The organism is Bradyrhizobium sp. SZCCHNS2022, assembly GCF_032377575.1.
Lineage (GTDB): Bacteria > Pseudomonadota > Alphaproteobacteria > Rhizobiales > Xanthobacteraceae > Bradyrhizobium > Bradyrhizobium aeschynomenes.
The window spans coordinates 4,512,012-4,525,557 of sequence record NZ_JAUHHZ010000001.1 but is presented as its reverse complement, the minus strand read 5'-3'; the positions used below and the strand labels follow the sequence as shown (position 1 = coordinate 4,525,557).

The window sequence follows — 13,546 nt, the reverse complement described above, 5'->3', positions numbered from 1 at the left end:
CGCCGGGGGCGCAAGCACAGGAAATGGCAGCAATCGGGCGCTGCGCCGCTCTTAAGGGCTGCGCCGCTTGGCGGTGACTTCGATCTCGACCTTCATCTCGGGCTTGAGCAGCGCCGCGACGACCACCATCGTGGCGGCGGGGCGGATGTCGCCGAGCACTTCGCCGCAGACCGCAAAAAGCGCGTCGGCGTCGGCGACGTCGGTCAGGTAGTAGGTCGCGCGGACGATGTCGGCCATCTCGAATCCGCCCTCCTGCAGGGCGGCCGCGATGGTCTTGAAGCAGTTGCGTGACTGGCTCGTGACATCGGCCGGCATCGTCATGGTGGTGTAGTCATAGCCGGTGGTCCCGGCGACGAAGGCGAAATCACCGTCGATGACAGCGCGGCTGTAGCCGGCGGTTGTCTCGAATGGTGATCCGGTAGAGATCAGGCGGCGGGGCATTTTGGGACCTCGTCGGGGGATTTTCCGGGGTTAAAGAGCTTTTGCTGCACCTGCGCAACCCCTGGCGGGGCGGCCGCGGCGCGCAGTGCCGGCATGCCTAACGCAGCCGCGTGACGTCGGGTCCGGCGGGTGGCGTGCTGCTCCAGCGCCGGATCACGATGTCGCGGACGATCATGATGCCGAGCAGGACCAGCACCAGCGTCGGCAGCCACGTCCGCCGGGGCGGACGTGCCGCCGCCTCGGCCCTCACGCCGCGCATGGCAGCCGCTCCTTGCGGCGGCGGGCCTTCCGCTCAGGCGCGCCTGTGGCGACGATCATGCCGGCGGCACCGTCCAGCGCGCCGTCGACCAGCTCGAGCCCGAGCAGGCGGGAGCGCTCGAACGCACCGGGCAGCTCCAGCGTGGCTGCCTTGGCCGCTTCGAAGCCGAAGCGCGCGTAATAGGGCGCATCGCCGAGCAGCACCACCGCGCCATGGCCGCGCGACGCCGCGATCATCAGCGCGGCATTCATCAGCGCCGCGCCGACGCCGAGGCTGCGTGCCTCCTGGGCAACCGCCAGCGGCCCGAGCATCAGCGCATCGCGTCCGCCGGCGCTGACGTGCCACAACCGCAGCGTTCCCACGAGCTTGCCGCCGCGCACGGCCGTCAGGGCGAGGCCTGCGGCGGGCGCGCGTCCGTCGCGCAGGCGCTGGCAGGTGCGCTCATGGCGGTTGTCGCCAAAGCACATGTCGAGCAGCGTCTCGCGCGCCGCGACGTCGGAGGCACGTTCCGCACGGATCACGAACGGAGCGGCAGTCCGAGAGGGCGCAGTCATCTGGGAGCGGAAAGCGGTCATGGCACGTCAGTCCCCGGCCTGCGCCGCGGGCTGTCGCCCGCGCGCAAACACGTGATGTCAGGTTGAAGGTGACGGTCTGTCGCTCCCTCCCCCGCTTGCGGGGGAGGGTCGGGGTGGGGAACGCCCCACCCGAGGCTCTTAGCCGTCTCACCCGCGCACGGGCGAGGGCAGCCGGATCAGATGTGATACGTCTTCAGCGGCGGGATGCCGTTGAAGGCCACCGACGAGTAGGTCGACGTATAGGCCCCGGTCCCCTCGATCAGCACCTTGTCGCCGATCGAGAGCGTCACCGGCAGCGGATACGGCAGCTTCTCGTACATCACGTCGGCCGAATCGCAGGTCGGGCCGGCGAGCACGCACGGGGTCATCTCCGCGCCCTCATGCGGGGTGCGGATGGCGTAGCGGATCGACTCGTCCATCGTCTCGGCGAGACCGCCGAACTTGCCGATGTCGAGATAGACCCAGCGCAGTTCGTCCTCGTCGCTCTTCTTCGAGATCAGCACCACTTCCGACTCGATGATTCCGGCGTTGCCGACCATGCCGCGGCCCGGCTCGATGATCGTCTCCGGGATCTGGTTGCCGAAATGCTTGCGCAGCGCACGGAAGATCGAGCGGCCGTACTGCACGACCGGCGGCACGTCCTTCAGGTACTTGGTCGGGAAGCCCCCGCCCATGTTGACCATGGTCAGGTTGATGCCGCGCTCGGCGCAGTCGCGGAACACCGTCGAGGCCATCGCCAGCGCGCGGTCCCACGCCTTCACCTTGCGCTGCTGCGAGCCGACATGGAACGAGATGCCGCACGGCTCGAGGCCGAGGCGCTTCGCCAGGTCCAGCACTTCGACGGCCATCTCCGGATCGCAGCCGAACTTGCGCGACAGCGGCCACTCGGCGCCGGCGCAATCGTACAGGATGCGGCAGAACACCTTCGCGCCCGGCGCGGCGCGCGAGATCTTCTCGACCTCGGCGGCGCAGTCGACCGCGAACAGGCGGATGCCGAGCGCATAGGCGCGCGCGATGTCCCGCTCCTTCTTGATGGTGTTGCCATAGGAGATGCGGTCCGGCGTCGCACCGGCGGCCAGCGCCATCTCGATCTCGGCGACGGTCGCCGTGTCGAAGGACGAGCCGAGCGAGGCCAGCAGCGACAGCACTTCCGGCGCCGGGTTGGCCTTCACCGCGTAGAACACGCGGCTGTCCGGCAACGCCCGAGCGAAGTTCATGTAGTTGTCGCGCACGATCTCGAGGTCGACGACGAGACAGGGCTCGTGGTCCAGACCTTCCTCGCGGCGGTTGCGCAGGAATTCCCGGATACGTTCGGTCATAGCACCCTCCAAACGGCCCCAGCGACGAGGCCCGTTCAAAATGATCCCGACACGGGTGCCTTGGCGTTGCCGCCCGATGGAAAGGCGACAAAACCTCGAACCCGTAGCCGAATTGTGCTGCCGTGGATTGGTTGGGAATTTCCCGCCCGCACACCTGGCAATGAAGGACAAGCCTTTTCAGTAGCCCGCGCCGGCGTTGGACTGCCGGTAGAGACCAAAAAAGCCCGATCCGTCGTTGCTTTAAGTCGCGTCCCCCGTTGAGAGCGGGGTGCGCCGGTTCGCCTCCGGCTGCCAGTCACGGTTGCAAAAGACGAGGTGACCTTCAGCGGCATCTCTTGAGAGAGATGCTGGGCTCCTGGAGCATGACGATCTCGATCATGATGATCTTTGATCGCAACGATCCGAGAACCCCTCGGTTCCTCATCCCTTGGCGGCTGTCCGGCCTCTTGTCCGGATACCTACCGACTGACACACGACCACAGGCACGTGCGAAATTGGGCAGAAGCGGAAATAGGGGTTTTGAATTTCGTTCGCAAGGGATTTTTCAGCGCCGGGAAAGATTTCCCTAATCTGTGCTTACGCGACACAGTGAGCGGCGCCGGTGTCTGAACGAACGTTAAGCGAGCTTAAACTTTCGTAACGCGTTCACGCTTGCAGGACAGTGTTTTTACGCTGCTCACGCGCGCTTGGTGAAGGGCTCGATGCGCTGCGCGCCGCGGATGAAGCCGATCATCACGAACACGCCGATCGCGAACAGCACGGCCTGCAGGATGTGCGCGCCGCCGTCGCCGAGCCCGAACAGAATCGCCAGCGCCCAGCCGCCGGCGAAGGCCGCGCCGAACACTTCCGCGCCGATCAGGATCGCTGCCGAGATCACGGTGATCACGCTCGGCCAGGCGATCTGGCGGGCGGGCTTCGAGGTGGTGTCTGCGCTCATGGTCCGGGGTCCTCTCGGGGGCCGCAATCTCTCCGAAATGGCTCCGTCCTTCAAGGGGAAATGACCCAAAAAGGACCGTCACCGTGGTAAGAGGGGCCCTGTTTGATCCGGGGAGCAAGAGCCGATGTCCGACACGACCGCCACGATCGACGCCCAGAGCAATCCGCTGCTCGTGGCCTGGGAGACCCCGCACCAGACACCGCCGTTCGACGCGATCAGGCCCGAGCACTTCCTGCCGGCCTTCGAGCGCGCCTTCGCCGACCACACCGCCGAAATCACTGCGATTACCCACGATCCGGCGGAGCCGGACTTCGCCAACACCATCACGGCGCTGGAGCGCTCCGGCAAGCTGCTGTCGAAGGTGGCCGCGGTGTTCTACGATCTGGTCTCCGCCAACTCCAACCCGGCCATTCTGGAGATCGACAAGGACGTGTCGCTGCGGATGGCGCGGCACTGGAACCCGATCATGATGAACGCCGTGCTGTTTGGCCGCATCGCGCTGCTCTACGACAACCGCAAGGACCTCACCATCACGAGCGAGGAGCAGCGGCTGCTGGAGCGCACCTACACCCGCTTCCGCCGCGCCGGCGCCGGTCTTTCCGACGACGACAAGGCGCGGATGGCCGAGATCAACGAGAAGCTCGCCCAGCTCGGCACCACCTTCAGCCATCACGTGCTCGGCGACGAGCAGGACTGGTTCCTCGAGCTCGGCGAGGATGACCGCGCCGGCCTCTCCGAAAGCTTCGTCGCCGCCGCCAAGGCAGCCGCCGAGGAGCGCGGCATGCCCGGCAAGGCGATCGTGACGCTGTCGCGCTCCTCGGTCGAGCCGTTCCTGCAGAGCTCCGCCCGCCGTGACCTGCGCGAGAAGGTGTTCAAGGCCTTCACCGCGCGCGGCGACAATGGCAATTCCAACGACAACAATGCCGTCATCGGCGAGATCCTGGCGCTGCGCGAGCAGGCCGCCAAGATCATGGGCTTTGCGAACTTCGCCGCCTATCGCCTGGAGGATTCCATGGCGAAGACGCCGGAGGCGGTGCGCGGCCTGCTGGAGCGGGTGTGGAAGCCGGCCCGCGCCAAGGCGCTGGCCGATCGCGACCAGCTGCAGGCGATGATCACGGCCGAGGGCGGCAACTTCAAGCTCGAGGCCTGGGACTGGCGCTATTACGCCGAGAAGCTGCGCCAGGCGAAGGCCAATTTCGATGACGCCGCGATCAAGCCGTATCTCGCGCTCGACAACATGATCGCGGCGGCCTTCGACTGCGCCACGCGGCTGTTCGGCATCACCTTTGCTGAGCGCAAGGACATTCCGGTGTGGCACCCGGACGTGCGGGTCTGGGAGATCACGGACGCGCAGGGGCGCCACAAGGCGCTGTTCTACGGCGACTACTTTGCCCGTTCCTCGAAGCGCTCCGGCGCCTGGATGACCTCGCTGCGTGACCAGCAGAAGCTCGACGGCGACACCGCGCCGCTGATCATCAACGTCTGCAACTTCGCCAAGGGCGCCGACGGCCAGCCCTCGCTGCTGTCGCCGGACGATGCGCGCACGCTGTTCCACGAGTTCGGCCACGGCTTGCACGGCATCCTCTCCAACGTGACCTATCCCTCGCTGTCGGGCACGTCGGTGTTCACCGATTTCGTCGAGCTGCCGTCGCAGCTCTACGAGCACTGGCAGGAGCGCCCGGAGGTGCTGCAGACCTTCGCGAAGCACTACCAGACCGGTGAGTCGTTGCCGCAGGACCTGCTGGAGCGCTTCCTGGCGGCGCGCCGTTTCAACCAGGGTTTTGCCACCGTCGAGTTCGTCTCATCGGCGCTGATCGATCTGGAGTTCCACACTCAGCCGGCCGCGGCCTCGAAGGACGTGCGCGCGTTCGAGAAAGCCGAGATGGAGAAGATCGGCATGCCCCAGGAGATCGCGCTGCGTCACCGGCCGACCCAATTCGGCCACATCTTCTCGGGAGACCATTATGCGGCGGGCTACTACAGCTACATGTGGTCGGAGGTGATGGATGCGGATGCCTTCGGTGCCTTCGAGGAAGCCGGCAACATCTTCGATCCCGCGGTCGCCAAGCGGCTGCACGACAATGTCTACGCCTCGGGCGGCTCGGTCGATCCGGAAGCGGCTTACGTGGCATTCCGCGGTCGCGAGCCGGAGCCTGACGCGCTGCTCCGCCGGCGCGGACTTCTCGATGTTCCCAAGGCGGCTTGAGGTGACGGTGATGGCGGTGGTTCGTGTCGTTCTCGCTGCGCTGACGCTCGTGCTGGGCGCGAGCGCCGCGAGTGCTCATCCGCATGTCTGGGTCACCGCGACCAGCGAGCTGCTCTACGCGGCCGACGGCACGGTGACCGGCGTGCGCCACGCCTGGACGTTCGACGACATGTTCGCGACCTATGCGCTGCAGGGGCTCGAGACCAAGCAGAAGGGCGTCTACACCCGCGAGGAGCTGGCGCCGCTGGCGCAGACCAACGCCGAGTCGCTGAAGGAGTATGCCTACTTCACCTTCATCAAGGCCGACGGCCGCAAGCAGAAGCTCGTGGACCCCGTCGACTACTATCTCGAATACAAGGACACCAAGCTGACCCTGCACTTCACGTTGCCGCTGAAAGCGCCGGTGAAGTCCAGCCAGCTCCAGGTCGAGGTCTACGATCCAAGCTATTTCATCGATTTCCAGATGGCGGAGAAGGATCCCGTCAAGCTGGTCAGCGCTCCCGCAGGCTGCAAGCTCGGCCTGGTGAGACCGAGCGACGGCGGCACCGTCGCGCAGACCATGAACGAACAGACATTCCTGAGCGGCGGGGCGAACGCCAATTTCGGAATGAACTTCGCCAACAAGATCTCAGTGGAATGTCCATGACACCTCGCCCCAGCTCCGCCCGACCGTTCCTGACCTGCGCCGCGATCCTCGTTGCGCTTCTCGCCGCCGACGCCGCCTCCCACGCGCTGCTCGCCAAGCCGCCGTTCGGCGCGCCAGCGGCCGAGCCGCAGGTCGGCGGCATCGTCGGCTGGATCCTGGCGAAGCAGTCGGAGTTCTACCGCCAGATGTCCGGGGCGATCCGCTCCGCCAAGGAGGACGGCTCGGCGGTGTGGTGGCTGCTGGCGATTTCGTTCGCCTACGGCATCTTCCATGCGGCGGGGCCCGGCCACGGCAAGGCGGTCATCGCGTCCTATCTCGTCGCCAACCAGGAGACGGCGAAGCGCGGCATCGTGCTGTCGTTCGCCTCGGGCCTGATGCAGGCGCTTGTCGCGGTCGCCATCGTCGGTGTCGGCGCGGTGCTGCTCAACGCCACCGCGGCCAGCATGTGCAGCGCCGAAAAGGTGGTGGAGATCGCGAGCTACGGTCTGATCGCGCTGCTCGGCGCGCGTCTGGTGTGGGTGAAGGGCGCGGCGTTCCTGCGCACCTGGCAGCCGCCGGCTCCGGCGCTGGCGCTGGCCGGTGCACCTGCGGGCGCGGTGCAGGCGGGTCATGATCAAGGCCATGCGCATGATCATCAGCATCGCGCGCCTCAGCATGATCATCCCGGCCATGATCACCATCATGGCCATGACCACCACGGCCACGACCATCATGGACATGATCATCACCACGGTCATGGTCATGCCCATGCGGCGGTGCATGGTCACGCCGCGCATGATCACGTCCACCACGATCACGTGCACGGCGACGATTGCGGCTGCGGCCATTCCCACGGCCCGGCACCGAGCGAGCTCGCCGGTCCCGGCGGCTGGCAGCGCGGCTTCCAGGCGATCTTCGCCGCCGGCATCCGTCCGTGCTCGGGCGCGATCCTGGTGCTGGTGTTCGCGCTGGCTCAGGGCATGTTCTGGGCCGGCGTCGCCGCCACCGTCGTGATGGGCATGGGCACGGCGATCACCGTCGCCACCATTGCTGTGCTCGCCGTCGCCGCCAAGGACGTCGCCCGCCGCCTCAGCGCCGGCCGCGACGGCGGCGGCGCGCTGATCATGCGGGGCTTGGAGTTTGGCGCGGCGGGTCTGGTGCTGTTGTTTGGCGTCGGATTGCTGTTCGGCTACATGGCGGCGGAACGGACGACCTGCTTCTGAGCGGGGTGCGCTCAGCCACTCCGCTTATGTCCAACACGCCCGCCGCGGCGTACTGGATGCCCCGCCTGCGCGGGGCATGACAGCGGAGTTTATGGCGCCGCTTGCGCAACACCTAACAGTGTCGTCCCGGCCTTGAGCCGGGACCCATACTCCGCGGCGGTTCTGATGCGCGAGCTAGGATTGACCCGCCCGCCTCAAACTGCTCCCTGTGATTATGGGTCCCGGCTCAAGGCCGGGACGACTGCGTGGGCGTGGACGCAGCGTGGCCATGCCCCTGCGGCCGCAGGGCCCGGCCCAGCGCCATCAGCGGGAAGTAGTGGCGGTACATGCCGTAGCGGAGCATGAAGGCGCGGGAGAGCTCGGGGCCCTGCATCAGCCGCTCCTGCAAAGCCGGATCGTTCAGCTTGATGGTCTGGCCGACGCCGTAGCCGGGGAAGCCGGTGCCGGTGAATTCGGGCTCGTCCCAGGTGCCGGCCGATTGCCGCTCGACCAGCCACAGGCAGCCGCGCTCGATCGCCTCCTTGTCCTGGGGACGGTTGGCGGCGAGCAGGGCCATCAGCGCCCACGCCGTCTGCGACGCTGTCGTGGTGCCGCGGCCGACGGCGCTGACGTCCATGTAGGAGGCACAGCTCTCGCCCCAGCCGCCATCAGCCTGTTGATTGGCGACCAGCCAGTCGCAGGCGCGGCCGATATAGGGCTGCGTCATGTCCTCGCCGATCGCGGCCAGCGCCGGCAGCACCGCGCCGGTGCCGTAGACGTAGTTGACGCCCCAGCGGCCGAACCACGGGCCGCTCGGCTCCTGCTCCCGTCGGATATAGTCCAGCGCCTGCACCATCGACGGATGGCTGCGCGAGATGCCGAGCTTGCCGAACGCCTCGACGATATGCGCGGTGACGTCCACCGAGGGCGGATCGAGCGCCTCGCCGTAGTCGCAGAACGGGATCTTGGTCAGGATCTGCTGGTTGTTGTCCTTGTCGAACGCGCCCCAGCCGCCGCCCTGGCTCTGCATGCCGATCAGCCAGTCGACGCCAAGCGCAATCGCCTCGTCGATGCCCTTGGCCTTCCACTTCGGGTCATGCCGCAACGGCGCGAGCGCGATCAGCGCCACCGCCGTGTCGTCCGTGTCGGGATAATAGTTGTTGGCGTATTCGAACGCCCAGCCGCCCGGCTTGACACGCGGCAGCTTCATCGACCAGTCGCCGGGCACGCGCACCTGGCGGTCGAGCACCCAGTTAACCGCTTTGTCGACGGCTTCCGGATAGTCGCCGAGCACGCCGGCATCGTCGAAGGCGAGCAAGGTGAGGATCGTGTCCCACACCGGGCTGTTGGTCGCCTGGATGTAGGTGGCGTCGCCGACATCGACGCGCCAGCCCGGATCGTTCAGCGCATCAAGCCCCTTGGCGAGCACGGGATGGTTGAGCGGATACCCTTCGGTGTACAGCGCCATCAGCCCGTAGATCCAGGGCGGCTGGATGCCGCCCCAGGCGCCGTCGAAATCCTGGTGGCGGATCATCCATTCCAGCACGCGGCTGGTCGCCGCCGGGCGAAACAGGCCCAGGTTGAGCTTGTTGCCGAGGTTCTGCAGCGCGTGCAGCACCTTGTCGGCGCGGCGGAAGAACTTGTCCCAGCCGCCGGCATTGGCCTTGACCGGCAGCTCGTAGTCGAACGCGGCGCGGCCGCGCGGAAACAGCGCGTCGAGCCGGTTCTCCGGCGGCAGCGGCCGGCTCGGCCGCTTTGCGGAGAGCACCGCGATCGGCATCAAAGTGGCGCGCGCCCATTGCGCGAAATTGTAGATCGAGAACGGAAACCAGAGTGGAAACCAGATCACCTCGGGCGGGATGTTCGGCGTCTTCTCCCACGGCCATTCGCCGATCAGCGCCAGCCAGTAGCGCGTGAAGACGCGGATGTTGCGCAGGCCGCCCTTGGCCTCGATCCATTCGCGCGCGCGTCGCACCGGCGGCTCGTCGTCGGGATAACCGAGCGAGCGGAGCGCGGCATAGGCCTCGACCGTCGCATTGATGTCGCCGTTGGGCGCGCCGAAATAGACCTGCCAGGCGCCGTCGGGGCGCTGGCTGTCGAGCAGCGACTGGCCGAGGCGCTTGCGCAGGGGATGGTCTTCGAGCCCCAGGAACCACAGCGCCAGACACCATTGCGCCTCCATGCAGGCGTTGGACTCGGCGCGGCCGACCCAGTGGCCGTCCGGCTTCTGGTTGGCGATCAGCCAGTCCGACGCCGCCCGCACCGTCGATTGCAGGGCAGTCTGGTAGTTTCCCGGGTCGCGCGGCGCGCGCGCGGAGGCCGAGCTGGTCAAAGTCATCACAAGTCCTCTGGCGGCCTCACGGCGCCGCTTCAGCAGTCGAATTCATCCCGCCCTATAGGGAATTTCGCCGCCAAATCCAATCAACTGGCCGTAGCCGGCCGGATCAAACGGGAAACGAAGGGCGTACAGACAGCGGTCTTCCGTGGTCGTGGTTAGCACTGCCGTGGGGACGAGGATGTGACGACCCTCACGTCCGGCGGCGGGCTCAGACCGGCAGGTAGGCGCGCAGCAAAGGAAGGAAGAAGATCCCGACCGTGATCAGGAAGCCGATCGCCCACAGGATCGAGCGCAGCGACGGCCGGTCGCCGATATAGGTCAGCACGTAGGCCACCCGCACGATCACGAACAGCACCGACAGCTCGTCGATCAGGTTCTGCGGCGCGGCGCGGAACTCCGCCAGCAGCACGGCGGCGGCGAAGAACGGGAACGCCTCGATGCCGTTCTGGTGGGCGCCCAGCGCCCGCTCGCGGATGCCGCCGGCATAGAAGGCGGGATTCCTAGGCCGGGCATTGTCATAGCGTCCGGCGCCGTCGACGCTGATCCATTTCGCCGGCACGATCGTTAAGAGGTAGAGCATTACGCTGGCGAAAATGCACAATTCTGCAATCGTCATGGCTCCTCCAGCCCGATGACATCGGTGAAATGGCCCTTATCTTGACAATGTCGAAACAAGCCGCCAAGCCACGCCCTTCACCAGTCACGGGCATCATGACCGCCGCCATCTCACTGGACAATGCCAGGTCTCCTGACAATGCCAAGCCGTTGCCGGTCGCGAGCACGACGCGCGTCGGTGTGCTGCTGGTCAATCTCGGCACGCCCGATACGGCCGACGCCGCCGGCGTGCGGGTGTATCTCAAGGAGTTCCTGTCCGACCGCCGCGTGATCGAGGACCAGGGGCTGTTGTGGAAGATCATCCTCAACGGCATCATCCTCAACGTCCGGCCGCGCAAGAAGGCCAAGGACTACCAGTCGATCTGGAACACCGAGAAGAACGAATCGCCGCTGAAGACGATCACGCGGGCGCAGAGCGAGAAGCTGGCGGTCAGCATCGCCGATCGCAGCCACGTCATCGTCGACTGGGCGATGCGCTACGGCAATCCGTCGATCAAGGCCGGCGTCGATGGCCTGATGGCCAAGGGCTGTGATCGCATCCTGGTGGTGCCGCTTTATCCGCAATATTCCGCCGCGACCTCGGCCACCGTCTGTGACGAGGCCTTCCGGGTGCTGACGGAGCTGCGCGCGCAGCCGACGCTCCGGGTGACGCCGCCCTATTACAACGACAATTTCTACATCGAGGCGCTGGCGGTCTCGATCGAGGATCACCTCAAGACGCTGTCGTATACGCCCGAGCTGATCGTGGCCTCGTTCCACGGCATGCCCAAGGAATATGTCGACAAGGGCGATCCCTATCGCGAGCAGTGCGTGGCAACCACCGAGCTGCTGCGCAAGCGGCTCGGCATGGACGACAGCAAGCTGCTGCTCACCTTCCAGTCCCGCTTCGGCTTCTCGGAGTGGCTGCAACCCTACACCGACAAGACCATCGAGAAGCTCGCCAAGGACGGCGTCAAGCGCATCGCCGTGGTGATGCCGGGCTTCGCGGCCGACTGCCTGGAGACGCTCGAGGAGATCTCCGGCGAGAACTGCGAGATCTTCAAGCACAATGGCGGTGAGGAGTTTTCCGCCGTGCCGTGCCTGAACGACAGCGCGCCCGGCATGGAGGTGCTGCGGCAACTGGTGCTGCGCGAGCTGCAGGGCTGGCTCTGAGCGTGTACCGGCCCGTTGCCGACCGCTAGGTCGGCTTCGCGCCAGAACAAGGTTAACGGCGGCGCGGCCGTCGAAAATATGTTCCTGAACCGCGCCTCACGGACCCCCGACAAAATCATGTAGCAATCCCTAGATTGTGATTGCTGCAGAGGCTGGTGAGGTGACTGACGTCTCCTCCCTTGGAGGATCCATGAGCGGTTTCGACATTTTCGCCATAGCGCTGGTGCTGCTGGTCATCTTCACGCTGTATTCCGGCGTGAAGACGGTGCCGCAGGGCTTCGACTGGACCGTGGAGCGGTTCGGCAAATATACTCGCACGCTGTCGCCGGGCCTCAACATCATCGTGCCGTTCTTCGACCGCATCGGACGCAAGATCAACATGATGGAGCAGGTGATCGACATCCCCGAGCAGGAGGTGATCACCAAGGACAACGCCACCGTGACGGTGGACGGCGTCGCCTTCTACCAGGTGTTCGACGCCGCCAAGGCGAGCTACGAGGTCTCGAACCTCAATCAGGCCATCATCACGCTGACGATGACCAACATCCGCTCGGTGATGGGCTCGATGGACCTCGACCAGGTGCTGTCGCATCGCGACGAGATCAACGAGCGGCTGCTGCGCGTTGTCGACGCCGCGGTGTCGCCATGGGGGCTCAAGGTCAACCGTATCGAGATCAAGGACATCGTGCCGCCGGCGGATCTGGTCGAGGCGATGGGCCGGCAGATGAAGGCCGAGCGCGTCAAGCGCGCCGACATCCTCCAGGCCGAGGGCCAGCGCCAGTCGGAGATTTTGCGCGCCGAAGGCGCCAAGCAGAGCCAGATCCTGCAGGCCGAGGGCCGCCGCCAATCGGCGTTCCTGGACGCCGAGGCGCGCGAGCGCGCGGCGGAGGCCGAGGCCAAGGCGACGCAGATGGTGTCGGACGCGATCGGCAAGGGCGACGTCGCGGCGCTGAACTACTTCATCGCCGACAAATACATCAAGGCGTTCGGCCAGCTCGCGGATTCGCCGAACCAGAAGGTGATCATGCTGCCGATCGAGGCCACCGGCATGCTCGGCTCGCTCGCCGGCATCGGCGAGATCGCCAAGGCGACGTTCGGGGAGAGTTCAGCCTCGGCGGTCGCGGCCGCGCGTCGCGGCGGCTCGGTGCCATCGGCAGGAGCGCCGCCGAAGCCGCCGGTACCGCCGCAGGCCTGAGGCAGGGGAGGTCATCATGAGCGAGATGTTCGTGACGCTCGGCACCTGGAACTGGCTGATTTTCGGCGTCATCCTGATGGCGCTGGAGCTGCTCGCACCGGGCATTTTCCTGATCTGGCTCGGGCTGGCGGCGCTGCTGGTCGGGCTGCTGTCGTTTGCCCTTTCGCCGGGATGGCAGCTGCAGATCCTGCTGTTCGCGCTGTTCTCGATCGCCGCCGTACCGTTGTGGCGACGCCTCGCCCGCGCCAACGCCGCGCCGTCGCAGGACAACCCGTTCCTCAACCGCCGCTCGGCGGCGCTTGTCGGGCGCGAGTTCACCCTGGAGAAGCCGATCATCGACGGCAACGGCACGGTGCGCATCGACGACACGGTGTGGCGCGTGGCCGGTCCGGATATACCAGCCGGCAGCCGCGTGCGGATCGTGCAGGCGGATGGCGCGCATCTGACAGTGACGGCGGCGTAGGTGCGCTGTTAGATACAGCGCCCTCTCCCCTTGTGGGAGAGGGCATCACCGGCCCATCCACATACTCGGTTGGGTGAGGGGTTCCCTTCGCGAGCACGCGCGTGGAGAGGACCCCTCACCCAACCGCGTTTGCTGCACTGTCCTACATGCCCTCTCCCACAAGGGGCGAGGGCGCAGTCATGGGCACTGCGGTTGCTGCAATCGTCGAGAGGTTGGAAT

At 66.3% G+C, this 13,546-nt stretch carries 13 protein-coding genes; 6 read left to right on the top strand and 7 right to left on the bottom strand.

Annotated features, from left to right (window positions below; translation table 11 throughout):
* Positions 1 to 51 precede the first annotated feature (51 nt).
* The 5 genes from QXZ94_RS20340 to QXZ94_RS20320 form a co-directional block, all read right to left on the bottom strand.
* Positions 52 to 441, bottom strand: coding sequence for a RidA family protein (locus tag QXZ94_RS20340; RefSeq protein ID WP_315721911.1), 390 nt, complete (start codon positions 439 to 441; stop codon positions 52 to 54).
* Between the two features lie 97 nt (positions 442 to 538).
* Positions 539 to 700, bottom strand: a complete 162-nt coding sequence (locus QXZ94_RS20335) for a hypothetical protein (RefSeq protein WP_315721910.1) — start codon at positions 698 to 700, stop codon at positions 539 to 541.
* Positions 688 to 1,275 carry an N-acetyltransferase gene (locus tag QXZ94_RS20330; protein ID WP_315721909.1) on the bottom strand — a complete coding sequence of 196 codons (588 nt, stop codon included), beginning with the start codon at positions 1,273 to 1,275 and terminating at the stop codon, positions 688 to 690. Before QXZ94_RS20330 ends, QXZ94_RS20335 begins: the two co-directional genes overlap by 13 nt.
* Before the next feature lie 176 nt (positions 1,276 to 1,451).
* Positions 1,452 to 2,594: a type III PLP-dependent enzyme gene (locus tag QXZ94_RS20325; RefSeq protein WP_172113199.1), complete on the bottom strand. Its 1,143-nt coding sequence runs from the start codon at positions 2,592 to 2,594 to the stop codon at positions 1,452 to 1,454.
* Positions 2,595 to 3,270: 676 nt separating this feature from the next.
* The gene (locus tag QXZ94_RS20320) at positions 3,271 to 3,531 is read right to left on the bottom strand and encodes a hypothetical protein (RefSeq protein ID WP_315721908.1); all 261 of its coding nucleotides are present in this window, start codon (positions 3,529 to 3,531) and stop codon (positions 3,271 to 3,273) included.
* A gap of 124 nt (positions 3,532 to 3,655) precedes the next feature.
* Here QXZ94_RS20320 and QXZ94_RS20315 point away from each other — a divergent pair, with 124 nt between their 5' ends.
* The 3 genes from QXZ94_RS20315 to QXZ94_RS20305 are packed head-to-tail and all read left to right on the top strand — an operon-like array spanning position 3,656 to position 7,585.
* Positions 3,656 to 5,737: a M3 family metallopeptidase gene (locus tag QXZ94_RS20315; protein ID WP_315721907.1), complete on the top strand. Its 2,082-nt coding sequence runs from the start codon at positions 3,656 to 3,658 to the stop codon at positions 5,735 to 5,737.
* Between the two features lie 10 nt (positions 5,738 to 5,747).
* The gene (locus QXZ94_RS20310; RefSeq protein WP_315721906.1) at positions 5,748 to 6,383 is read left to right on the top strand and encodes a DUF1007 family protein; all 636 of its coding nucleotides are present in this window, start codon (positions 5,748 to 5,750) and stop codon (positions 6,381 to 6,383) included.
* Positions 6,380 to 7,585: a nickel/cobalt transporter gene (locus QXZ94_RS20305; RefSeq protein WP_315721905.1), complete on the top strand. Its 1,206-nt coding sequence runs from the start codon at positions 6,380 to 6,382 to the stop codon at positions 7,583 to 7,585. The genes QXZ94_RS20310 and QXZ94_RS20305 overlap by 4 nt, the downstream gene beginning before the upstream one ends.
* Before the next feature lie 226 nt (positions 7,586 to 7,811).
* Here the strand turns inward: QXZ94_RS20305 and shc are convergent, their stop codons facing one another.
* Positions 7,812 to 9,902, bottom strand: a complete 2,091-nt coding sequence (shc, locus tag QXZ94_RS20300; protein ID WP_315721904.1) for a squalene--hopene cyclase — start codon at positions 9,900 to 9,902, stop codon at positions 7,812 to 7,814.
* A 208-nt stretch (positions 9,903 to 10,110) separates the two neighbouring features.
* Entirely contained in the window at positions 10,111 to 10,518 is a 408-nt protein-coding gene (locus QXZ94_RS20295; protein ID WP_315721903.1) for an MAPEG family protein, read from the bottom strand.
* A 95-nt stretch (positions 10,519 to 10,613) separates the two neighbouring features.
* On the opposite strand from QXZ94_RS20295, the gene hemH reads away from it, so the two are divergent.
* The 3 genes from hemH (at position 10,614) to QXZ94_RS20280 (ending at position 13,327) form a co-directional block, all read left to right on the top strand.
* Entirely contained in the window at positions 10,614 to 11,669 is a 1,056-nt protein-coding gene (gene hemH, locus QXZ94_RS20290) for a ferrochelatase (RefSeq protein WP_315721902.1), read from the top strand.
* Positions 11,670 to 11,859: 190 nt separating this feature from the next.
* Positions 11,860 to 12,864, top strand: a complete 1,005-nt coding sequence (locus QXZ94_RS20285) for an SPFH domain-containing protein (protein WP_315721901.1) — start codon at positions 11,860 to 11,862, stop codon at positions 12,862 to 12,864.
* A 16-nt stretch (positions 12,865 to 12,880) separates the two neighbouring features.
* A complete protein-coding gene (locus QXZ94_RS20280) occupies positions 12,881 to 13,327 on the top strand; it encodes an NfeD family protein (RefSeq protein WP_315721900.1) in 447 nt (148 codons plus the stop codon).
* Positions 13,328 to 13,546 lie beyond the last annotated feature (219 nt).